Raw genomic sequence first — 22,158 nt, forward strand, 5'->3', positions numbered from 1 at the left:
ATTAGCGCGCCGGCAATCCCGGCGCGTTTTTTTTGTCCGCCGCCTGTTGCAGATTGCCCATGCCCTGCAGTGTCGCCCGCACCGCCTCGTCGAGCGGCGTATGCGGCTCCTGCCCCAGCACGGCCAGCAGGTGCGCGTTGTCCATGGACAAGGGCGTCTGCCATAAATAGCGCATCTCGCGCATTTCGCGCAGGGTCGCCACGAACGGCGACGCCAGCGCCATCAGCCACCACGGAAAGCGCCGGATGACGGGGCGCGTGCCCGACGCCTGTTCCACCACGCGGGCAACCGCCCCCGTCATTTGCCGGCCGTCGTGGTCCCAGTGGCCCGCCATGTGAAAGCGCGCAAACGGCGGCAAGGCGGCGCGCATGGCCAGCAACTGCACCATCGTGCGCGCCACATCGGGCAGGTAGGACCACTGGTGGCCCACGCCGGGCGCGCCCGGATACAGGATGCTGCGCACGGGCTGGCCAGGCTTGACGAGGCCTTGCGAAAACCAGTTATTGCCGGCGCGGGGACCGAAGAAGTCGCCCGCGCGCACGATCAGGACCCTGGCGCCCTGCGTGGCGGCCTTTTCCAGGCGCGCTTCCAGTTCCACGCGGATGGCGCCCTTGCGCGTCAGCGGGCGCTGCGGCGCGTCTTCCTTTAGCACGGGGAAGGCGTCGGGGCCGAAGTTGTACACGGTGCCGGGCAGCACGATGGTGGCGCCTTCGGCGATGGCCGCGGCGATGGTATTGTCCAGCATGGGCAGCACCAGCTGGCCCCAATGTCGGTAGCCGGGCGGGTTGACGGCGTGCACGATGACGGCGCAGCCCCGGGCGGCCGTCAGCACGTCCGCGCGCGACAGCGCATCGCCGCGCAGCCATTCGATGCGGTCGCCCCGCGGCGGCGGCGTTGCTCCCCGCGTCAGGGCGCGTACCTGCCAGCCCGCCGCCAGCAACTGGCGCACCATCTCGCCGCCGATGCCGCCGGTGGCGCCCAGTACCAATGCCGTGTTTTTCGTGTTTTCCATCATGACCTCCGTGTGGTTGATGGCGCCAGTATCTGCCGCGCAAGGCTAATTGGGAATTGACGAGCATCGCGTACAGGCTATACATTTATGTATGACAAATTCGATTGCCTGGGAATATTACCGTTCGCTGCTGGCCGTGCTGAGGCACGGCTCGCTGTCCGGCGCCGCTCGCGCGCTGGGCATCACGCAGCCCACTGCGGGCCGGCATATCGCCGCGCTCGAGCAGGCGCTGGGGGCGACCCTGTTCACGCGCTCCCAGTTGGGCTTGCTGCCCACGGAAGTGGCCCTGGCGCTGCGGCCCCATGCGGAAACCATGGAGCATACGGCAGCCCTGATGGAGCGGGCTGCCAGCAGCCAAGGGCAGGGCGTGGCCGGCGTGGTGCGCATCGCGGCCAGCGAAGTGGTGGGCGTGGAAGTGCTGCCGCCTATCCTGGCCCGCCTGCGCGCGCGCCATCCGGGCTTGGTCATTGAATTGGTATTGAGCAATAAAGTACAGGATTTGCTGCGCCGGGAAGCGGACATTGCCGTGCGCATGCTGCGTCCCCGCCAGGAGCAGCTGGTGGCGCGCAAGGTGGGCGACATCGAACTGGGCCTGCATGCGCACGCGGACTATCTGGCGCGGCACGGCACGCCGCTGGCATTGGCGGATCTGGCGCACCACGCCGTCATCGGCTACGACGAGGCGAGCCCTTTCGTGCGCAACGCGGGCGCGGCCTTTCAGGAATTTGCGCGGGAAAACTTTGCCTGGCGCAGCGACAGCGACCTGGCGCAACTGGCCCTGCTACGCGCGGGCGCGGGCATCGGCGTGTGCCAGGCGGGACTGGCGGCGCGCGATCCATCGCTGCGGCGCGTGTTGCCGCAAGCGTTTGCGCTGCCCATGGAAACGTGGGTCACCATGCATGAAGACTTGCGCGGCAGCCTGCGCTGCCGCGCCACCTTCGACGCGCTGGCCGAAGGGTTACTGGCTTATGTAGCCGGACAGCAAGAACCGTAGCGAGCGGATGTGAGTTGTGGCCGAGAAGCGGAGCTGTGCGAATGCACAGTGAGCATCGCAGGCCGCAAATCGCGCCGCGCAGTAGGTTCTATTATTTGACCACTTCCATCTTGGTCTTCTTGCCATCGCGATAGGTGAACAAGGTCAGTGCGCCATCCTTGATGTCGCCGTTGGCATCGAACGCAATCGGGCCCGTCACGCCCTGGTAGTGCACCTTGGCCAGGAAGGGCAGGTAGACGGACGGCTTCGACGATTTGGCGTCGGCCATGGCAGTGGCCATGGTCATCACGGCATCGTAGACGTAGGGCGCATACAGCTGTACTTCCATATTGTATTTCTGCTTGTAGCGGGCGCGGAAATCGTCCATGCCTTTTTGCTGCGCGCCCGTCACGCCGCCCGCTTCCGCGCAGGTGACCATGTTTTCGCCCACGGCATCGCCCGCCAGCTGGCCCAGCGGTTCCGTGCACAGGCCGTCGCCGCCCATGAACTTGGCCTTGATGCCCAGCGCCTTCATCTGGCGCAGCATGGGGCCGCCCACGGAATCCATGCCGCCAAAGAAGATCAGGTCGGGATTCTTTGACTTGATGCTGGTGAGAATGGCATTGAAGTCGGTCGCATTGGCATTGGTAAATTCCTTGCCGACGATTTGCACGCCGGGCGCCGCCTTCTTGGCGCCCTTGACGAACTGCTCCGCCACGCCCTGGCCGTAGGCCGTGCGGTCATCGATGACGGCGATTTTCTTTGCTTGCAGCTTGCCCACGGCATACGCGCCCAAGGTTCCTCCCAGCTTGTTGTCGTTGGCCACCACGCGGAAGGCCGTGTTGAATTTCTGCTGGGTATAGGTCGGGTTGGTGGCGGCCGGCGAAATCTGCGGAATGCCCGCATTGAAGTAAATGCGCGAGGCGGGTATCGTCGTGCCCGAATTCAGGTGGCCCACCACGCCATTGACCTTGGCGTCGACCAGTTTTTGCGCCACGGCCGTGCCCTGCTTGGGATCGGCCGCGTCATCTTCGGGCACCAGCACGAATTTCACGGCCTTGCCGTCGATCTTGAAGCCTTTGGCGTTCAAGTCCTCGATGGCCATCTTGGCCGCGTTCTCATTATCTTTGCCCAGGTGGGAGCTGGCGCCAGAGACCGGGGCGACGTGGCCGATCTTGATGATTTCCTGTGCGCCCGCATGGCCGGCAAAGGCGAGGGCGAGGGCGAGAGGAAGGACTTTGGTCTTGAGCAGCATAAACATTCTCCAATGGATAAAGATACGGCGGCGTCTCGTGAAAACCGCTTCGAGGGGCGGTACGTGTGAAGAAGGTACAACAAAAAACAGGCGGCGCAAAGCCGCTTTTCGGGCTTTTTGCATTTTGTCGCAACAATCACCAAAGTGAGGCGCGATGCACCGATTTCGCAGGCGCGAGCGCACCAAAGAATGGCGTTGCAAGGGGGAAGGGTGTAAGAAAATCTGCGTTCTTCTACCCCAAAACGACATCCGGGGTCAGACCCTGAGGGTCTGACCCCAGCCGTTCGCTGTTTGGGGGGGGACGTGAGGGGATTACAGCAAGGGGATTACGGCGCCGGCGGGTGCAAGTGCCCCAGCTCATGGCTCACCGCATGCGCGACGATCTGTTCCAGCGATTGCTGCAAGTCTTCGCGCAGGGCACCGCGCATGCCGATCAGGGCATTCTGCAGGGCCGTCTGCAGGACGTGGGCGATGCGTTCTTCCAGCAGGTGGTCGATCTTGCCCTGGACTTGATGCAGGATGCGCTGCGTCAGCCGCTGTTCGATGGCGTCCCAGTCGGGCTGCACGATGCTGGGCGGCAACGCTGGCGCTTGCCCGGCAGGCGGCGCTGCCGGGACAGGGGCCGCCGCTGGCACAACGGGTACCGCGGGCGCCGGCTCCGGCACATCCGGCCCCAGCAGCACTTCCGTCAGCAGGGGGATGCCCTGGTCGAATGGCGGCTGGTTCATGTCTTACCTGCAACGAAGTGCGTCGGCTGCACGTCCTGCTGGCGGTAGTGCAGGAAGCGCTGGCGGCCCGCCTGCGCATCTTGCTCATCCATGGAGACGATTTCGAAGATGCGCTGGAACTGCGCATAGTTGGGCGGCGGCAACTGCGACAGGTTGACGAGGATGTCGTGGTGCGGCACCTCCGCCGTCCCGTCATCGGTGAGGATGATGGGCGTCTGCGCGGCCAGCGGATCGCCGGCCAGCACGTGCGGCAGGAAATCCGTGGCGGAAAACGTCCACATGGCGCGGTTCAAGGCGTCGAGCTGGGCGCCGTCTTGCGCCAGCACGACCACCTTGTTGCCGGCCATATAGGCCTTGCGCGCCAGGCGGCAGGCGTAGGCCAGCTTGTCCGGCACGTTGCTGTGAAAATCGACGCGGCTCATGGCGGACTCAGGCGGCCATGCCGCTGTGGCGCAGCAAGGCGTCGATCGACGGTTCGCGGCCGCGGAAGGCCGTGAACGATTCCAGCGCGGGGCGCGAGCCGCCGACGGACAGGATTTCCTGCAGATAGCGCTTGCCCGCTGCCGTGGTGGCGGCCGGTCCCAGCGCGCGGGCTTCCTCGAACGCCGCATAGGCGTCGGCGGACAGCACCTCGGCCCATTTGTAGCTGTAGTAGCCGGCTGCGTAGCCGCCCGCGAAGATATGGCCGAAGGCATTCTGGAAGCGGTTGAAGGCAGGCGGGATCAGCAGCGCGAACCTGGCGCGCACGCCGTCGATCAGCTGCTGCACGCTCTGGCCCGTGGCCGCGTCGTAGTCGTAGTGCAAATGCATGTCGAGCAAGGAAAATTCCACCTGGCGCAGGGTTTGCAGGCCGGACTGGAAATTTTTGGCCGCCAGCATCTTGTCGTACAGCGCGCGCGGCAGCGGTGCGCCCGTGACGGCATGGGCCGTCATGTGTTCGAGCACTTCCCATTCCCAGCAGAAGTTTTCCATGAATTGCGATGGCAGTTCCACGGCATCCCACTCAACGCCGGCAATGCCCGACACGCCCAGCTCGTCGACCACCGTCAGCATGTGGTGCAGGCCGTGGCCGAACTCGTGGAACAGGGTGATCACTTCATCGTGGGTGAACAGCGCCGGCTGGACCTGGCCGTCGACGATGGCCGGCTGCGTGAAATTGCAGGTGAGATAAGCGATCGGCGTTTGCACGTGGCTGGCGTCGGCGCGGCGGCCGCGCGCGTCGTCCATCCAGGCGCCGCCGCTCTTGCCCGCGCGCGCATACAGGTCCAGGTAGAACTGGCCCACCAGCTTGCCGTCGCGCTCGATGCGGTAAAAGCGCACGTCCGGATGCCAGACGGGCGCCGTATCGAGCTTGATCTCGACGGCGAACAGGTTCTGGATCTGGCGGAACAAGCCGTCGATCACCTTGTGTTCAGGAAAATATTGCTTCACTTCCTGGGCCGAGAACGCGTAGCGACGCTCCTGCAGCTTTTCGGAGGCATACGGCACGTCCCACGCCTGCAGCTCGGCGATGCCCAGCTCTTCGCGCGCGAACTGTTTCAGTTCGGCCAGGTCCTTTTCGGCGAATGGACGCGCGCGTTTGGCCAGGTCTTCCAGGAAAGCGATGACCTGTGCGGGCGACGTGGCCATTTTCGACACCAGCGACACTTCGGCGAAATTGCCGTAGCCGAGCAGTTTTGCCTCTTCGTCGCGCAATTGCAACAGGGTGACGATGTTGTGCGTGTTGTCCCAGTCGTCTTTTTTGCTGAAGGCCTCGCCCTGGTCCGACGCCTTGGTGGCGTTGGCGCGGTAGATGGTTTCGCGCAGCGCGCGATTGTCGGCAAACTGCAGGATCGGGTAGTAGGACGGGAAGTGCAGCGAGAATTCATAGCCTTGCTTGCCTGCCTTGTCGGCGGCGGCGCGCGCGGCCGCCTTGACGTCGTCGGGCAAGCCGGCCAGTTCAGCTTCGTTCTCGACCAGCAATTTGTAGTCATTGGTGGCGTCGAGCACGTTTTCGGAAAAGCGCGTCGACACGGCCGCGTGCTCTTCCTGGATGGCGCCAAAGCGCTCTTTCTTGTCTTCGGGCAATTCGGCGCCGCCCAGGCGGAAGTCGCGCACGGCATTGTCGACGATGCGCCGGCGCGCGGGCGACAGGCTGGCGAAATCGGCGCGCGCCTGCAACTGCTTGTATTTGCCGAACAGGATTTCGTTCTGGCCCAGTTCGGTCCAGAATTCCGTCACCTTGGGCTGGTTCGCATTGTAGGCGGCGCGCAGTTCGGGCGTATCGACCACGCTGTTCAAGTGGTTGACGATGCTCCAGGCGCGGCCCAGGGTTTCGGCGATCTGGTCCTGGGGCGCGACGAAATTGTCCCAGCTCACTTCTTCCATGGGCGCTTCCAGCTGCGCCACCGTGGCGCGCGCCTGTTCCAGCAAGGTGTCGATGGCAGGCGTGACATGCTCGTGCGTGATCGCGTCGAAGCGTGGCAGGCCGGAAAAATCAAGCAGGGGATTGGTATTCATCGTCGGTTCGTCCATTCTGTCTTCATATATGGAACGCCTGAAAAACGTTCAGGGCAAGGCGCGGTGCCGAAGGCAGTACGAATAGTACGGCGAGGCACTGCAACGCAGCCATGGACGTTTTCTCAGGTGCTCCTCTTAAATGCGCTCTGCGGCCTCGACGGTATTCATTAGCAACATGGTGATCGTCATCGGTCCCACGCCGCCTGGTACGGGGGTGATGTGGGAGGCGATGTCTTTCACTCCGGCAAAATCCACGTCGCCGCACAGCTTGCCGTCATCGTCGCGGTTCATGCCCACGTCGATGACGATGGCGCCCGGCTTGACCATGTCGGCCGTCAGGGTGTTGCGGCGGCCGACGGCAGCCACGACCACGTCCGCCTGGCGCGTGTACAAGCCCAAGTCCGGGGTCGCACTATGGCAGATGGTGACGGTAGCGTTCGCTTGCAAGAGCAGCAGGGCCATCGGCTTGCCGACGGTGTTGCTGCGGCCGATGACGACGGCGTGCTTGCCGCGCAAGTCCACGCCCGTGCTTTCGATCAGTTTCATGCAGCCATACGGCGTGCACGGGCGGAAGCCGGGCAAGCCCGTCATCAGTTCGCCTGCGCTCAGCACGGAATAGCCATCGACGTCTTTCGTTGTGGCGATCGCTTCGATGACCTTGTGGGGGTTGATGTGCTTGGGCAAGGGCATTTGCACGAGGATGCCGTGGATGGCCGGGTCGGTATTCAGGCTGGCGATGCGGGCCAGCAAGTCCGCTTCGGACAGGTCCGCTTCATATTTTTCCAGCACCGAGTGAAAACCCACGTCGCCGCACGCCTTGACCTTGTTGCGGACATACACCTGGCTGGCCGGGTCTTCGCCGACGAGGATCACGGCCAGGCCGGGCTGGGTGCCCTTGGCTGTGAGGGCGGCGGCGCGGGTAGCGATTTCGCTGCGCAGTTTTTGGGAGAGGGCGATTCCGTCGATCAGTTGTGCTGGCATGGTAGGGAGGCTGAGAGCTGTGGGAGGGAAAAGACAGATTATAAAGCCGGGCGGCGCAAAGGGGCGGTTTTGGCTATGCAAAGGCGCGACAACAGCGGGCCGGAGACGCGAGCCCGAGAAAATGCCGATGGCGGCGTTGCAGCTCCTTGCCGTACTGGCGTACTGTCTGCGTCGCCGCACCTTGCCCTCGACATTTTTCAGGCCCGCTTGGCCCGAACAACAGCGGGCCGGAGACGCGAGCCTGAGAAAATGCCGATGGCGGCGTTGCAGCTCCTTGCCGTACTGGCGTACTGTCTGCGTCGCCGCACCTTGCCCTCGACATTTTTCAGGCCCGCTTGGCCCGGTATGCCTGTGCGGACGACTGGGGTGGTAATTCGCTTTGCTGGTGTGCTCGTGGAGCAGGGGCGGCCAGGGTATGCAAGTTTTCCGGTTTCGCCGCTATTTGCTACTCTGCACATCCTAGTTTCCAAGCGGAATTTGCGGCACTGCAGCATAAATTTCATAGGGTAATTTCACAATGCGAAATGCTATATCGTAATTTGAAAAATAGTAAATACGCTGTTAGAATCCCCACACTAAACCGACTTAATAGTAAATAATCAGCGAAATACCGTCCGACAGCGATCCGGAAAATCGGGGTGGGGCGCTCACAAAGGAGACTCAACAGATGTCAGCTCAACTGAACCAGGTAACGACACAGATCGGCACCGACCCGGATATGCAGGAAACCAAGGAGTGGCTGGACGCGCTCGAAGCCGTACTGGAAAATGAAGGTCCGGAACGTGCGCATTACCTGATGGAGCGCCTGGTTGACCTGGCCCGCCGCCGCGGCGCCCAGATTCCGTTCTCCAGCACCACCGCCTACGTCAATACCATCCCGACCAAACAAGAAGCACACTGTCCCGGCAACCTGGAATACGAAGAGCGCCTGCGCTCGTGGATGCGCTGGAACGCCATGGCCATGGTGGTCAAGGCCAACCGCGCCGACGGCGACCTGGGCGGCCACTTGTCCTCGTTCGCGTCGCTGGCGAACATGCTGGGCATCGGCTTCAACCATTTCTGGCATGCGCCAACGGCCGACCACGGCGGCGACCTGCTGTACATCCAGGGCCACTCCTCGCCCGGCGTCTACGCGCGCGCCTTCCTCGAAGGCCGCTTGACGGAAGAGCAAATGCTGAACTTCCGCAAGGAAGTCGACGGCAAGGGCCTGTCCTCGTACCCGCATCCGAAGCTGATGCCTGACTTCTGGCAGTTCCCGACCGTGTCGATGGGCCTGGGCCCGCACATGGCGATCTACCAGGCGCGCTTCCTGAAGTACCTGCACGCACGCGGCATCGCCAAGACCGACAACCGCAAGATCTGGGCCTTCTGCGGCGATGGCGAGATGGACGAGCCGGAATCGCTGGGCGCGATCGGCCTGGCCGCGCGCGACATGCTCGACAACCTGGTCATCGTGGTCAACTGCAACCTGCAGCGCCTGGACGGCCCTGTGCGCGGCAACACCAAGATCATCCAGGAACTGGAAGGCGAATTCCGCGGCGCCGGCTGGAACGTCGTCAAGGTCATCTGGGGCCCGGGCTGGGACGCCCTGCTGGCACAGGACAAGGAAGGCATCCTGCAGCGCGTGATGATGGAAACCGTCGACGGCGAATACCAGAACTACAAGGCAAAAGACGGCGCCTACGTGCGCAAGCACTTCTTCGGCAAGCATCCGAAGCTGCTGGAAATGGTTGCCAACATGACGGACGACGACATCTGGCGCCTGACCCGTGGCGGCCACGATCCGCACAAGATCTACGCGGCCTTCAAGATCGCCCAGGAACACAAGGGCCAGCCAACCGTCCTGCTGGTGAAAACCATCAAGGGCTACGGCATGGGCAAGTCGGGCGAAGCGCGCAACACGGCGCACCAGACGAAAAAACTGGACGACGAAGCCATCCGCGAAATGCGCGACCGCTTCTCGCTGCCGATCCCGGACGACAAGCTGGCCGACATCCCGTTCTTCAAGCCTGCCGACGATGCGCCGGAAATGGTCTACCTGCACGAGCGCCGCAAGGCCCTGGGCGGCTACCTGCCGCAGCGCCGCCAGAAGTCGGAAGAAACCCTGCCCGTGCCTGGCCTGGACGCGTTCAAGAACGTGCTCGAAGCCACGCCTGAAGGCCGTGAAATCTCGACCACGCAAGCATTCGTGCGCGTCATTTCGACCCTGCTGAAAGACCCGAACCTGGGCCAGCGCGTCGTGCCTATCCTGGTCGACGAGTCGCGTACCTTCGGCATGGAAGGCCTGTTCCGCCAGATCGGCATCTACAACCCGAAAGGCCAGTTGTACGAGCCGGTCGACAAAGACCAGGTCATGTACTACCGCGAAGACAAGGCTGGCCAGATCCTGCAAGAGGGCATCAACGAAGCGGGCGGCATGAGCTCGTGGATCGCCGCGGCGACGTCGTATTCGACCAACGACCGCATCATGATCCCGTTCTACACCTTCTACTCGATGTTCGGCTTCCAGCGCATCGGCGACCAGGTATGGGCTTCGGCCGACATGCGCGCCCGCGGCTTCCTGATGGGCGGCACGGCTGGTCGTACGACCCTGAACGGCGAAGGCTTGCAGCACGAAGATGGCCACAGCCATATCTTCGCCGCGACCATCCCGACCTGCATGCCGTACGATCCGACCTTCAGCCATGAAGTCGCCGTCATCATCCAGGACGGCCTGCGTCGCATGATCGCCAACCAGGAAGATGTGTTCTACTACATCACGATCATGAACGAGAACTACGCCCAGCCAGGCATCAAGCCAGGCCAAGAAGAAGGCATCCTGAAAGGCATGTACAAGCTGCAGGAAGGCCCGGCGGACGCCAAGCTGCGCGTACAGCTGATCGGTTGCGGCACCATCCTGCGCGAATCGATCTTCGCCGCCGAATTGCTTGCCAACGACTGGGGCGTGGCTGCGGACGTGTGGTCGGCGCCGTCGCTGACCCTGGTGGCCCGCGATGGCCAGGATGCGGAACGCTGGAATATGGTCAACCCGTCGAAAGAGCAGCGCGTGCCGTACGTGACGTCGCTGATGCAGGACACGGACGGCCCGATCGTCGCCACGACCGACTACATGCGCGCGTTTGCAGAACAGATCCGCGCCTTCATGCCGAAGGGCCGCACTTATAAAGTGCTGGGCACCGATGGCTTTGGCCGCTCGGACAGCCGCGCCAAGCTGCGCGAGTTCTTCGAAGTGAACCGTTATTATGTCACCGTGGCCGCGCTCAAATCGCTGGCTGACGAAGGCAAGATCGACGTGTCGGTGGTGGAGCAGGCGATCGCCAAGTACGGCATCGACGCCAACAAACCGAATCCGGTGACCCAGTAATCGTTGTGCGGACCCGATGATGCCAGGGCGGTGCGAAAGTGCCGCCCTGGCGTGTGTGCGGGTCCATCTGACAAATAAAATAACGGAGCAAGCTATGAGCATTGTGGAAGTCAAAGTCCCGGATATCGGCGATTTCAAGGAAGTCGAGATCATTGAACTGATGGTCAAGCCAGGCGATACGGTCAAGGTCGACCAGTCCCTGATCACGGTCGAATCGGACAAGGCCAGCATGGAAATTCCATCGAGTCACGCCGGTGTCGTCAAGGAATTGAAAGTCAACGTGGGCGACAAGATCGCCGAAGGTTCGCTGGTCCTGCTGCTGGAAGTGGCGGACGACGCCTCGGCCACGGCTGCCCCTGCGGCCGCACCGGCGCCAGCCGCTGCCGCCCCTGCACCGGCTGCCGAAGCTGCCCCTGCGGCCGCGCCAGCCGCCGCCCCTGCCGGCGCGCCAGCGCTGGTCGAAGTGACCGTGCCCGATATCGGCGACTTCAAGGAAGTCGAAGTCATCGAACTGATGGTCAAGGTGGGCGATGCGATCAAGGTCGACCAGTCGCTGCTGACGGTCGAATCGGACAAGGCCAGCATGGAAATCCCATCGAGCCACGCCGGTATCGTCAAGGAATTGAAAGTCAAGGTCGGCGACAAGGTCGCCAAGGGCTCGCTGGTGCTGGTCGTGGAAACGACCGGCGGCGCTGCCGCTCCTGCTGCAGCACCTGCCGCCGCACCGGCGCAAGCTGCCGCCGCGCCAGCCGCCGCCGTCGCGTCGGCGCCGGTCGCCGCTGCTGCCCCGGCGCCAGTGGCCGCCGCCCCTGCCGTCAATGGCAAGCTGGCGCACGCATCGCCGTCGATCCGCAAGTTCGCGCGTGAACTGGGCGTGGACCTGGCCCGCGTGGGCGGTTCCGGTCCGAAGGGCCGCATCACCCAGGAAGACGTGCAGAATTTCGTCAAGGGCGTGATGTCGGGCGCCGTCGCCGCGCCGAACGCTCCTGCCGCCAAGGCCGGTTCGGGTGTGGGCCTGGACCTGCTGCCATGGCCGTCGCTGGACTTCAGCAAGTTCGGCACGACCGAACTGCTGCCGCTGTCGCGCATCAAGAAAATCTCGGGTCCGAATTTGCACCGCAACTGGGTCATGATCCCGCACGTCACGCAGTTCGACGAAGCGGACGTGACGGACCTGGAAGCGTTCCGCGTCGACACCAATGCGGCCAATGCGAAGAACAAGGATGCGGCCAAGCTGACCATGCTGGCCTTCGTCATCAAGGCGTCCGTCGCCGCGCTGAAGAAATTCCCCGCGTTTAACGCTTCGCTGGATGCCAAGGGCGAAAACCTGATCCTCAAGCAGTACTACAACATCGGCTTCGCGGCCGACACGCCGAATGGCCTGGTGGTGCCCGTGATCAAGGGCGCGGACCAGAAGTCGGTCTCGCAGATCGCCCGCGAAATGACGGAACTGTCCTTGCAGGCACGCGAAGGCAAGCTGAAACCGGCCGACATGCAGGGCGCCAGCTTCACGATTTCGTCCCTGGGCGGCATCGGCGGCACGCACTTCACGCCTATCGTCAATGCGCCGGAAGTGGCCATCCTGGGCCTGTCGAAAGCCTCGATCAAGCCGGTATGGGATGGCAAGGCCTTCCAGCCGCGTTTGATGATGGGCACCTCGCTGTCCTACGACCACCGCGTGGTCGATGGCGCGATGGGCGCGCGATTCTCCGTGTACCTCGGCGAAGTCCTGGCCGACATGCGCAAAATTCTGCTGTAAGGAGCGATTGATGAGCACAGTAGAGGTAAAAGTACCGAATATCGGCGACTTCAAGGAAGTCGAAGTCATCGAACTGATGGTCAAGGTGGGCGATACCATCAAGGTGGACCAGTCGCTGATCACGGTCGAATCGGACAAGGCCAGCATGGAGATTCCATCGACCCACGCGGGCGTCGTCAAGGAATTGAAGGTCAAGGTCGGCGACAAGATCGCCGAAGGCAGCGCGCTACTGGTGGTGGAAGCGTCGGAAGGCGCGGCTGCTGCTCCGGCTGCTGCCGCTGCGCCAGCTCCGGCCGCAGCACCTGCCGCCGCTGCGGCCCCGGCACCGGCGGCCGTCACCGCCATCCCGGCCGGCAATTACAGCGGCCAGGTCGACATCGACGTCGACATGATGGTGCTGGGCGGCGGTCCTGGCGGTTATTCGGCGGCGTTCCGCGCGGCCGACCTGGGCATGTCCACGGTCATCGTCGAACGCTACGCGACCCTGGGCGGCGTGTGCCTGAACGTGGGCTGCATCCCGTCGAAGGCGCTGCTGCACGTCGCTTCCGTGATCGACGAAACGGCGCACATGTCCAACACGGGCGTGACGTTTGCCAAGCCGACCATCGACATCGACCAGGTACGCAAGTACAAGGAAGGCGTGATTTCGAACATGACGGGCGGCCTGGCCGGCATGGCCAAGGCGCGCAAGACGCAAGTGGTGACGGGCGTGGGCCAGTTCCTTTCCGCGAACCACATCGAAGTGACGGCCAATGACGGTACGAAGAAGGTCGTGCAGTTCAAGCAGGCCATCATCGCCGCCGGTTCGTCCGTGGTGAAACTGCCTTTCGTGCCGGAAGATCCGCGCATCGTCGATTCGACGGGCGCGCTGGAATTGCGCCAGATCCCGAAACGCATGCTGGTCATCGGCGGCGGCATCATTGGCCTGGAAATGGCAACCGTGTATTCGACCTTCGGCGCGCGCATCGACGTGGTCGAAATGATGGATGGCCTGATGCAGGGCGCGGACCGCGACGCCGTCAAGGTGTGGCAGAAGTTCAACGAGAAGCGCTTCGACAACATCATGACCAAGACCAAGACGGTAGCCGTCGAGGCACTGCCGGAAGGCATCAAGGTCACGTTCGAAGCAGCCGAAGCGGGTGCCACGGCGCCGGCGCCGCAAGTCTACGACCTGGTGCTCGTCGCCGTGGGCCGCAGCCCGAACGGCAAGAAGCTGGCTGCCGACAAGGCGGGCGTGCAAGTGACGGACCGCGGCTTCATCAACGTCGACAGCCAGATGCGCACCAACGTGCCGAACATCTTCGCCATCGGCGACCTGGTGGGCCAGCCGATGCTGGCGCACAAGGCCGTGCATGAAGCCCACGTGGCTGCCGAAGCGGCCGCCGGCCAGAAGTCGCACTTCGACGTCAAGGTGATCCCGTCGGTCGCCTACACGGACCCGGAAGTGGCATGGGCCGGCATCACGGAAGACGAAGCGAAAGCCAAGGGCATCAAGGTCGAGAAGGGCCACTTCCCGTGGGCCGCTTCCGGCCGCGCCGTGGCCAATGGCCGCGCCGAGGGCTTCACCAAGCTGCTGTTCGACGCGGAAACGCACCGCATCATCGGCGGCACCATCGTCGGCACGCATGCGGGCGACATGATCGGTGAAATCGCGCTGGCCATCGAGATGGGCTGCGACGGCACCGACATCGGCAAGACCATCCATCCTCACCCCACCCTGGGCGAGTCGATCGGCATGGCTGCGGAAGTGTACGAAGGCGTGTGCACGGACTTGCCGCCGCCGCGCAAGCGCTGATAAAGAGTCAATCCTCAGTACAAAAAAACCCGCAAGCGATTGCGGGTTTTTTTCATCCAACATATCCGCTGTGGCACCATCGCCAGCATCGGCAAGACCACCGACCCGCACCCGACCCTGGGCGAGTCGATCGGCATGGCCGCCGAAGTGTACGAAGGCGTGTGCACGGACTTGCCGCCGCCGCGCAAGCGCTGATAAAAAGTTAATTTTCAGTACAAAAACCCGCAAGCGATTGCGGGTTTTTTTTTATTTCCCTTGATCGCGGCAAGGTAAACCGCAGATGCAGCGTGGCGTATCCGCCCTATGTGAAAATTGGTGAGTATTGCCGTATGGAAAAAGTGGCAGAATGGAAGTCTGTAACCATGTTTTGCTTTTTGCTTCAACAGAAGCGTGTGATTTTTCCAGGAATGTTGCCAGCGTGGGTTTCGGTCAAGTTCCGCTGTACTGAGAGAGTTTTGCAACAATGAAAAAGTTTACCGCCCTTCATATTGCCGATGTCCGTCTGCGTCGGGCTGATGAGCAAGAGCAAGCCGTGATGCTGCATGCCTTGTACCAGGATGTGGCCGCTATCCTGGCCGCCGGCAAGCAGATCGATGCGATTTTCTTCACGGGCCAGCTGGTGGCGCCCGACGCCTGCGCCGGCACGACGCCCGTGTATGTCTACGAATATTTCCTGCGCCCCCTGCTGCAGGCGGCCAGCTTGCCCGGCGCGCGTTTCTACCTGGTGCCGGGCAGCCGCGTGCAGGGTGTGGCGGCCGCGGCGCTGGGCAATGCCGGCTTCAGCTTTTTCTCCGCCGATGAGCACGCCAGTGCCGAGCAGCGCGCGCACTACAAGAATATCCACGCCGTCTTCCATGGCCACCAGCATACGGGCGATGCCAGTTCGCTCATGAAGTCGCTGGGCATCCTGTTCAAGAGCAATCCTGGCAGCCTGTACGGTACGCATGGCCAGATGGCGGCGTTTTCCGTGCTCGAGTTCGGCACAGGCGCGGTCGATGGCGACGCCGCAGGCACGCAGTGGACCGTGTCCCTGCGCGAGTTCGACGAAGTGAGCAAGAACTTCGCCCTGTCGGTGCTGTACACGCCGAATGGCCAGGAAACGGGGCAGGTGGATGCCGAGTATGTGTTTGCCACTCTGCTGCCGGAACTGGCAGCCGAGCCCGCCTATTTCGATGGCTTGCTGGGCAGGGCGGGCGTGCCACCGCGCGCGGACGCCGGCACGGCTGCCGATGCGCGCGAATTCCTGATCGAGCTGGCGTTCGTGATGTTCGAAGCCAAGACCCTGTTCCTGGGCGAGGCGGAACTGGAGCGTTTTGCCAGCGATTATTGTGGCGTGAAGGGCTGGACCATGGGTGCCGGGGACTGGCTGGCGCCGCTGTATGCGCACGGCTTGCTGCTGCGTGCCGATGGGCAGGTGGCGTTTGCCTTCGATTATTTCCGCACCTATTTCCTGGCGCAGCGTTTTGAAACCTCGTTCGACCTGATGCGCTATGGTCCGGAGCGGTATGATGGCAGTGAGCCTTCACTCAGCCTCGAAGGCCCGTCGGCAGCCCAGCCTTTCCTGCGTGCGCTGGGCTTGGGCGATGGGCGTGCCGAAACGGTGTTGCAGGAAGCGGGCAGCCACCCTGGCTGAACCGCGCGTCAGTTCCCGAGCGGCTGGCGCAGGGTGCCGCGCAGGAACAGGTCGAGGCTGACCGCCACCTTGGCGCGCAGTTGCGCCACATCCGGTTGCGCCTGCGGCGGGAACAGCAGGCGCGACATCTGATCTCCCAGCAGGCAATTGAGCAGGTGCAGCGCCAGCATGGACGGCGTCAACTCGGCGCGGAACAGCGGCGCGATGTCGGGGCGGCTGAAAAACTTGACCAGCATCTCGCGCGTCTGTCCCGGTCCCACCTTGTAGAACGTTTCCGCCAGTTCCGGGTGCGTGGCCGCTTCGGCCACCACCATGCGATTGAGGCGGATGGCGGCCGGCATCGTAACGAGCTGCACGAACAGCAGGCCGAACTCGCCCAGGATGGTGGGCAGGGGCCGCATATCCGTTTCCAGCGCCGGCATGGTCGAGAAGTAGGCGGCGCGGCGCAGTTCCACCACGGCATTGAACAAGCCCGACTTGCCGCCAAATTTCACATAAATCGTGCGCACGGCCACATGGGCTTCGCGGGCGATCATTTCCAGGCTGACCTTTCCATACCCTTTTTCCAGAAACAGGCAACCGGCCGTGTGCAGCAGGTTTTCCATGCGCGCCTCCATGTCGGCTGCGCGCGGCCGGCCGGCTGGCTTGCCGCAGCAGGAAAGCTCCTGGGCGGCATCGCTGGATTCTTTATCGGTTGGCAAGGTATCGCTGAGGCCGGGATCTGGCATGGTCTGGGTCTCTTTATAAGTTGGAAGGTAAGTGATGGCTCACACTGTAGTGCAAATTAAAATGAAATGCAATCGTTTCATTTCTTGACTTTGGCTTTTCTTTGACCAATAATGAACCTATATCATTTCATTTTCGGAGCGAGTATGTCCAACCAGCCAGGCCAAGCAGAGCACAAGGTGCTTAGCGCCGTCCCACCCGCGGCCCCAGCCGCACCTTCCACGCCCGCCGCTTCCGCCAGCTCCGCCCCGCCGAACAACCGCGTGAAAATCATCGCCGGCCTGATCGTCCTTGTCGCCTTGGGCGCCGGCGCGCGCATGTGGTACCGCAGCCACTATTTCGTGGAAACGGAAAACGCCTATGTCTCGGGCCACGTGCATCCCGTGTCGGCGCGCATTTCCGGCGTCGTCACCAAGGTTTTCATCGATGACAATCAAATGGTGAAAGAGGGCGACGTGATCGCCGAACTCGATCCGTTCGACCAGCGCGTGAAGACCGAACAGATCGCCGCGCAGATCGCCAGCGCCGAGCAGCAAGTGCTGCAGGCCGACGCGCAGATCGCGCAAGTGCAGGCGCAAGCGAGCGCCGCCCAGGCGCAAGTGGCGCAGGCGGACGCGCAGCTGCTGCGCGCAAAACAGGATGCGGAGCGCTATGGCCAGCTGTACACGAGCCAGATGAAAGCCGTCTCGAAAGCGGAAGTCGATGCGGCCAATGCGGCCCGCTCCAGCGCCGTGGCCGACCTGGCCGCCCGCCGCGACAGCGCATCGGCCGCCAAGGCGCAGATCGGTGCGGCGCAAGCTGCGCGCGACGTCGCCAGGGCCCAGGTAGCTGTGCTGCGCGTGCAATTGAAGGACGCGGAACAGCAGCTGCAATACAACCGCATCCTGGCTCCCGTCGCCGGCCGCATCGGCAAGCGCAACGTGGAAACGGGCATGCGCGTGCAGCCTGGCCAGCAACTGACGGCCATCGTGCAGGACAACGTCTGGGTCACCGCCAACTTCAAGGAAACGCAGCTGGCCGACCTGCACCGCGGCCAGAACGTGCACGTGACGATCGACGCCATGCCGGGCAAGAAACTGGTGGGCACGGTCGACAGCTTCGCCCCTGCCTCGGGCGCGCAATTCGCGCTGCTGCCGGCCGATAACGCCACCGGCAATTTCACGAAGATCGTCCAGCGCGTGCCGGTGAAGATCGTCTTCCAGCCGGCAGACATCAAGGCCATGAACGGCCGACTGGTGCCGGGCATGTCGGTGATCGCCGAAGTGGAAGTGAACCAGCCCGCGTCGGAAAATACGCAGCGCCACGCCGCCGCGCCAGCCGCTCCAGCCGTGCAGACCGCCGCCCGCTAAGCTTCCATGAGCAGCCCTTCCACCACACCGGCGGCATCGCCGGCGTTTCCCGTGATCAGCGAGAAAGTCTCCGGGCGTACCTGGCTGGCCGTCGCCGCCGGCATGCTGGGCGCCTTCATGGCGGTGCTCGACATCCAGATCACGAACTCCTCGCTCAAGGATATCCTTGGCTCGCTGTCGGCCACCCAGGAAGAGGGCTCGTGGATTTCCACGGCCTACCTGGTGGCGGAAATCATCGTCATCCCGCTCACCGCGCTGCTGGCGCGCGTGTTCGGCCTGCGCACCTACATGATAGGCACCACCGCTTTCTTCCTGCTGTTCTCCACCCTGTGCGGCACGGCCTGGAACCTGGAAAGCATGATCGTCTTCCGCATGCTGCAGGGGTTCACGGGCGGCGCCCTGATCCCCATGGCGTTCACCCTGGTGATGCTCAAGCTGCCCGCCTCGAAGCGCGCCGTCGGCATGGCCATCTTCGGCCTGACTGCCACCCTGGCGCCGGCCATGGGCCCGACCCTGGGCGGCTACCTCTCCGAGCTGTATGGCTGGCCCTCGATCTTCTACATCAACTGGGTGCCGGGCGTGCTGCTGATCGCCGGCATGATCTATGGCCTGGACAAGGAGCCGATGAAGCTCGAGATGTTCTGGAAAGCGGACTGGCTGGGCATCTTCTTCATGGCCCTGGGCCTGGGCTGCCTGACCATCTTCCTGGAAGAGGGCAATTCGAAGGACTGGTTCGACTCGGGTTTCATCATCACCTTCGCCGCACTGGCCCTGGTGGGTATCCTGGGCTGGGTCGTCACCAGCGCCACGCGCGCCGAACCGTTCGTCAACCTGGGCCTGTACGGCCAGCGCAACTTTCTGGTCGCCACCGTGCTGTCGGCCGTGACGGGCATGGGCCTGTATGGCTCGGCCTTCCTGCTGCCCCTGTTCCTGGGCCAGATCGCCGGCTATTCGCCCATGCAGATCGGTGAAGTCATCATGTGGGTGGGCTTGCCGCAGCTGTTCATCATGCCCTTCGTCGCCAAGCTGTCTTCCAAGGTGGACAACCGCATCCTGTGCTCGTTCGGCCTCTTGCTGTTCGGCGGTTCGTGCATGATGAATGCGTACATGGATGCGTCCACCGGCTACGATCAGCTGCTGTGGTCGCAGGTGGTGCGCGCGCTGGGCCAGCCCTTCGTCATGCTGACCCTGTCGAACTTCGCCATGAAGGGCATCGCGCCGAAGGACATGCCGTCCGCATCGAGCCTGTTCAACATGACGCGCAACCTGGGCGGTTCCATCGGCATTGCCCTGCTGGCCACGGCCCTGAGCACGCGCGAGCACTTCCACTCGCAGCGCCTGGGTGAGGCGATCAATGCGTATTCCAGCGCCACCCAGCTGCGCATCGACCAATTGACGTCCTCGTTCATGGCCAAGGGCTATGACGCGGTCACGGCCGGCAACCAGGCCTTGCAGGCGATCGACGGCATCGTGCGCCGCGAAGCGTATGTGATGGCCTACAACGATGGCTTCTTCCTGATCGGCGCCATCCTGCTGGCCTGCATCGTGCCCTTGTGGCTGGCCGATAAACTCAAAGCCCCCGGTGGCGGTGGCGGCGGTCATTGACCGTCAACGCAAGCCCTTAAAGAACAAGAAGGTATACACCATGCAAACAGTATTGACGAAAATCGCGCTGGCCGCTTCCCTTGCCGTGGCGCTGTCCGCCTGCGGCACCGTGGGCCAGGATTTCACCGCCCCGGCAAACGTGGCCGGCATCGACAACGCCTCGTTCCGCCACGGCGCGGCCGCGGCCGACGCCGCGCAACTGCCGAAAGAGTGGTGGAGCATCTACGGCGACGCCACCCTGGACCGCCTCGAGCGCAGCGCGCTGCAGGACAATCCCAGTGTCAAAGCGGCGGGCGAACGCCTGCTGCAGGCGCTGGCGCAAAGCGGCACGGCGCGCGCCAACCAGGGCCCGAGCATAAACGTCAGCACGGGCATCTCGAACTCGCGCACCTCGGCCAACACCTCGCAGGGCCTGGCCCTGGGCAACCGCTCCATCAGCGGCAACAATTTTTCCGTGGGCGGTACGCTGTCGTACGAAGTCGACTTGCTGGGCCGCGTGAAACGTCTGGTCGAAGCGGCCGATGCGCAGGCGCTGGCGGCGCAGGCCGACCGCGATGGCGTGCTGCTGATGCTGTCGGCGCAAGTGGCCAGCAACTACTGGCAGCTGCGGGGCCTGGATGCGGAAATGGCCATTTTGAATGGTGCGCTCGATACGCGCCGCGAATCGGCGCAGCTGGTCGAGGCGCGCTTCAATGCGGGCCTGACGAATGAGCTGGACCTGGCGCGCGCGAAAGTGGAACTGTCAAACGCGCAAGCGGACCTGCATGAAGTCAAGCGCCAGCGCAACCAGCTGGAAAACAGCCTGGCTACCCTGACGGGCAAGCCGCCATCGGCGCTGCAATTGCCGGTGGCTGCCGAGCCTTCCAGCTTGCCGCTGCCGCCCGCCATTCCCGTCGGCTTGCCGGCCAGCCTGCTGGCGCACCGCCCCGACCTGATCTCCAGCGTGGCGAACCTGCGTGCGGCAAACGCGCAGGTGGGCGTGGCCGAAGGCGCGTTCTATCCGTCGCTGCAATTGACGGGCAATTTCGGCTACGCGTCGGAAAAGCTGCGCGACCTGGCGCAGGGCGGTTCGCGCCAGTTCAGCTTTGGCCCGCTGGCCCTGTCGCTGCCCATCTTCGACGGCGGCCGCAACCAGGCCAACCTGGATTTGAGCAAGGCGCGCTATGGGGAAGCCGTGGCGAACCACGAAACGAAGCTGCTGACGGCCCTGCGCGAAGTGGAAGACGCCCTGTCCGACGTGGAGCAGCGCCAGTTGCAGGGCGATGCCCAGGCCCTGTCGCAGGCAGCGGCGGCGCGCGCCTACCTGGTGGCGCGCACGCGCTACGAGCGCGGCATCTCGACCTATCTTGACGTCACCGATGCGCAGCGCAGTTCGCTGGCAGCGGACCGCGCCGCCGCGCAGATCAAGACCCAGCGCCTGCTGGCGACGGTGGCCGTGGCCCGTTCCCTGGGCGCCGGCTGGCAGCCGGACGGCGAGCTGGCCAAGCTGGCAAAGGCCAACTGAGTTCTCAGTTACGTGAGCGTGGCCGGCGGCGGTGTCGCCGCCGGCCCGTAGCGTTCCAGCATGAAGTCGATGAAGGTCGTCAGCTTCGGCGTGGGCTGGCGGTCGCGCGGATACAGCAGGTGCATCAGGCGCGGCGCCGGCACGTAATCGCGCAGCAGCGGCACCAGCCGTCCCGCCGCGATATCGTCGGCCAGCAGAATTTCCGCCTGCATCACGATGCCGAAACCGTGCAGGGCCGCCATGCGCAGCGCCTGCCCATTGTTCGAACGGAAGCGGCTCTCGACCGCGGCGCCATCGTGGCGCGCTTCCTTGCCGCTCAGGCGCCAGCGCATGTGGCGCGACCACTGCATGAAATCCACGCATTCGTGCCGTGCCAGATCGTCGGGCGTGCGCGGCGTGCCGTGTTTCGCCAGATAGTCGGGCGAGGCGCAGATGACCATCGCATAGTGCTGCAGGGGCCGCGCCACCATGCCGGAATCCTCGAGCGCGCCGATGCGGATGGCCGCATCGAATCCTTCTTCCACCAGGTCCACCATCCTGTCATTCAGATTGAGCTCCAGGCTCACGTCCGGGTAGGCCGCCAGGTATTCGGCCATCAGCGGCGCGATGCGTTCGCTGCCGAAGGACACGGGCGCCGTGATTTTCAGCTTGCCGCGCGGCGTGGCCCGCATCGCTTCCGCGCCCGTTTCGGCGGCCGCGATCTGCGCCAGGATCTGGCGGCATTGTTCCACATACTGCTGGCCGATTTCCGTCAGGCTCTGCCGGCGCGTGGTGCGCGCCAGCAAGCGCGTGCCCAGCCGCTCTTCCAGCTGCCGGATGTGCTTGCCTACCATCACGGGCGAGATGCGGAAGGTTTCGGCGGCGGCCGTAAAACTGCCCTGGTCGACGACGGAGACGAAGATTTCCATGCTGCGCAATTTATCCATACGCCTCGATTGCAAATTGTGGGTTAGTAATCTTGTAAATTCTAGCGTA

Annotated in this window: 17 protein-coding genes; 9 read left to right on the forward strand and 8 right to left on the reverse strand. The window is 63.6% G+C overall.

The annotated features are described in order from the left end of the window. Position 1: 1 nt before the first annotated feature. The gene (locus GCN75_RS15660) at positions 2–1,012 is read right to left on the reverse strand and encodes an NAD-dependent epimerase/dehydratase family protein (RefSeq protein ID WP_152283309.1); all 1,011 of its coding nucleotides are present in this window, start codon (positions 1,010–1,012) and stop codon (positions 2–4) included. A 91-nt stretch (positions 1,013–1,103) separates the two neighbouring features. Here GCN75_RS15660 and GCN75_RS15665 point away from each other — a divergent pair, with 91 nt between their 5' ends. Continuing rightward, positions 1,104–2,006 (forward strand): LysR family transcriptional regulator, encoded by a 903-nt coding sequence (locus GCN75_RS15665; protein ID WP_152283310.1) that lies wholly within the window; start codon positions 1,104–1,106, stop codon positions 2,004–2,006. A gap of 91 nt (positions 2,007–2,097) precedes the next feature. Here GCN75_RS15665 and GCN75_RS15670 read toward each other — a convergent pair whose 3' ends face one another. The 5 genes from GCN75_RS15670 to folD form a co-directional block, all read right to left on the reverse strand. After that, the gene (locus GCN75_RS15670) at positions 2,098–3,240 is read right to left on the reverse strand and encodes a branched-chain amino acid ABC transporter substrate-binding protein (protein ID WP_152283311.1); all 1,143 of its coding nucleotides are present in this window, start codon (positions 3,238–3,240) and stop codon (positions 2,098–2,100) included. 326 nt (positions 3,241–3,566) lie between these two features. Then, positions 3,567–3,968 carry a hypothetical protein gene (locus GCN75_RS15675; RefSeq protein ID WP_152283312.1) on the reverse strand — a complete coding sequence of 134 codons (402 nt, stop codon included), beginning with the start codon at positions 3,966–3,968 and terminating at the stop codon, positions 3,567–3,569. After that, positions 3,965–4,390, reverse strand: a complete 426-nt coding sequence (locus GCN75_RS15680) for a DNA polymerase III subunit chi (RefSeq protein ID WP_152283313.1) — start codon at positions 4,388–4,390, stop codon at positions 3,965–3,967. The genes GCN75_RS15675 and GCN75_RS15680 overlap by 4 nt, the downstream gene beginning before the upstream one ends. Before the next feature lie 7 nt (positions 4,391–4,397). Beyond that, a complete protein-coding gene (locus GCN75_RS15685) occupies positions 4,398–6,482 on the reverse strand; it encodes a M3 family metallopeptidase (protein ID WP_405002818.1) in 2,085 nt (694 codons plus the stop codon). A 120-nt stretch (positions 6,483–6,602) separates the two neighbouring features. Further along, positions 6,603–7,448 carry a bifunctional methylenetetrahydrofolate dehydrogenase/methenyltetrahydrofolate cyclohydrolase FolD gene (gene folD / locus GCN75_RS15690; RefSeq protein WP_152283314.1) on the reverse strand — a complete coding sequence of 282 codons (846 nt, stop codon included), beginning with the start codon at positions 7,446–7,448 and terminating at the stop codon, positions 6,603–6,605. Positions 7,449–8,115: 667 nt separating this feature from the next. On the opposite strand from folD, the gene aceE reads away from it, so the two are divergent. The 5 genes from aceE (at position 8,116) to GCN75_RS15710 (ending at position 15,999) form a co-directional block, all read left to right on the forward strand. Next, the gene (gene aceE / locus GCN75_RS15695) at positions 8,116–10,812 is read left to right on the forward strand and encodes a pyruvate dehydrogenase (acetyl-transferring), homodimeric type (RefSeq protein ID WP_152257524.1); all 2,697 of its coding nucleotides are present in this window, start codon (positions 8,116–8,118) and stop codon (positions 10,810–10,812) included. A gap of 94 nt (positions 10,813–10,906) precedes the next feature. Next, on the forward strand, positions 10,907–12,571 hold the full coding sequence (gene aceF / locus GCN75_RS15700) for a dihydrolipoyllysine-residue acetyltransferase (RefSeq protein WP_152283315.1): 1,665 nt from the start codon (positions 10,907–10,909) through the stop codon (positions 12,569–12,571). A 10-nt stretch (positions 12,572–12,581) separates the two neighbouring features. Next, positions 12,582–14,366 carry a dihydrolipoyl dehydrogenase gene (gene lpdA / locus GCN75_RS15705; protein WP_152283316.1) on the forward strand — a complete coding sequence of 595 codons (1,785 nt, stop codon included), beginning with the start codon at positions 12,582–12,584 and terminating at the stop codon, positions 14,364–14,366. A 39-nt stretch (positions 14,367–14,405) separates the two neighbouring features. Next, positions 14,406–14,561 (forward strand): hypothetical protein, encoded by a 156-nt coding sequence (locus GCN75_RS29200; RefSeq protein ID WP_193317527.1) that lies wholly within the window; start codon positions 14,406–14,408, stop codon positions 14,559–14,561. Positions 14,562–14,901: 340 nt separating this feature from the next. Further along, on the forward strand, positions 14,902–15,999 hold the full coding sequence (locus GCN75_RS15710) for a hypothetical protein (protein WP_152283317.1): 1,098 nt from the start codon (positions 14,902–14,904) through the stop codon (positions 15,997–15,999). Positions 16,000–16,007: 8 nt separating this feature from the next. Here the strand turns inward: GCN75_RS15710 and GCN75_RS15715 are convergent, their stop codons facing one another. After that, positions 16,008–16,727: a TetR/AcrR family transcriptional regulator gene (locus GCN75_RS15715; protein ID WP_152283318.1), complete on the reverse strand. Its 720-nt coding sequence runs from the start codon at positions 16,725–16,727 to the stop codon at positions 16,008–16,010. A gap of 144 nt (positions 16,728–16,871) precedes the next feature. On the opposite strand from GCN75_RS15715, the gene GCN75_RS15720 reads away from it, so the two are divergent. From GCN75_RS15720 to GCN75_RS15730, 3 genes are read left to right on the forward strand one after another with little or no spacing between them, the layout of a single operon-like run. Further along, positions 16,872–18,074 carry an HlyD family secretion protein gene (locus GCN75_RS15720; RefSeq protein ID WP_152283319.1) on the forward strand — a complete coding sequence of 401 codons (1,203 nt, stop codon included), beginning with the start codon at positions 16,872–16,874 and terminating at the stop codon, positions 18,072–18,074. 6 nt (positions 18,075–18,080) lie between these two features. Further along, complete coding sequence (locus GCN75_RS15725; protein WP_152257518.1) at positions 18,081–19,679, forward strand: DHA2 family efflux MFS transporter permease subunit; 1,599 nt, start codon at positions 18,081–18,083, stop codon at positions 19,677–19,679. Positions 19,680–19,719: 40 nt separating this feature from the next. Continuing rightward, a complete protein-coding gene (locus GCN75_RS15730; RefSeq protein ID WP_193317528.1) occupies positions 19,720–21,183 on the forward strand; it encodes an efflux transporter outer membrane subunit in 1,464 nt (487 codons plus the stop codon). A gap of 8 nt (positions 21,184–21,191) precedes the next feature. Here GCN75_RS15730 and GCN75_RS15735 read toward each other — a convergent pair whose 3' ends face one another. After that, on the reverse strand, positions 21,192–22,109 hold the full coding sequence (locus tag GCN75_RS15735; protein ID WP_152283321.1) for a LysR family transcriptional regulator: 918 nt from the start codon (positions 22,107–22,109) through the stop codon (positions 21,192–21,194). Positions 22,110–22,158: the final 49 nt, after the last annotated feature.

The organism is Janthinobacterium violaceinigrum (assembly GCF_009208555.1).
GTDB classification, from domain to species: domain Bacteria; phylum Pseudomonadota; class Gammaproteobacteria; order Burkholderiales; family Burkholderiaceae_D; genus Janthinobacterium; species Janthinobacterium violaceinigrum.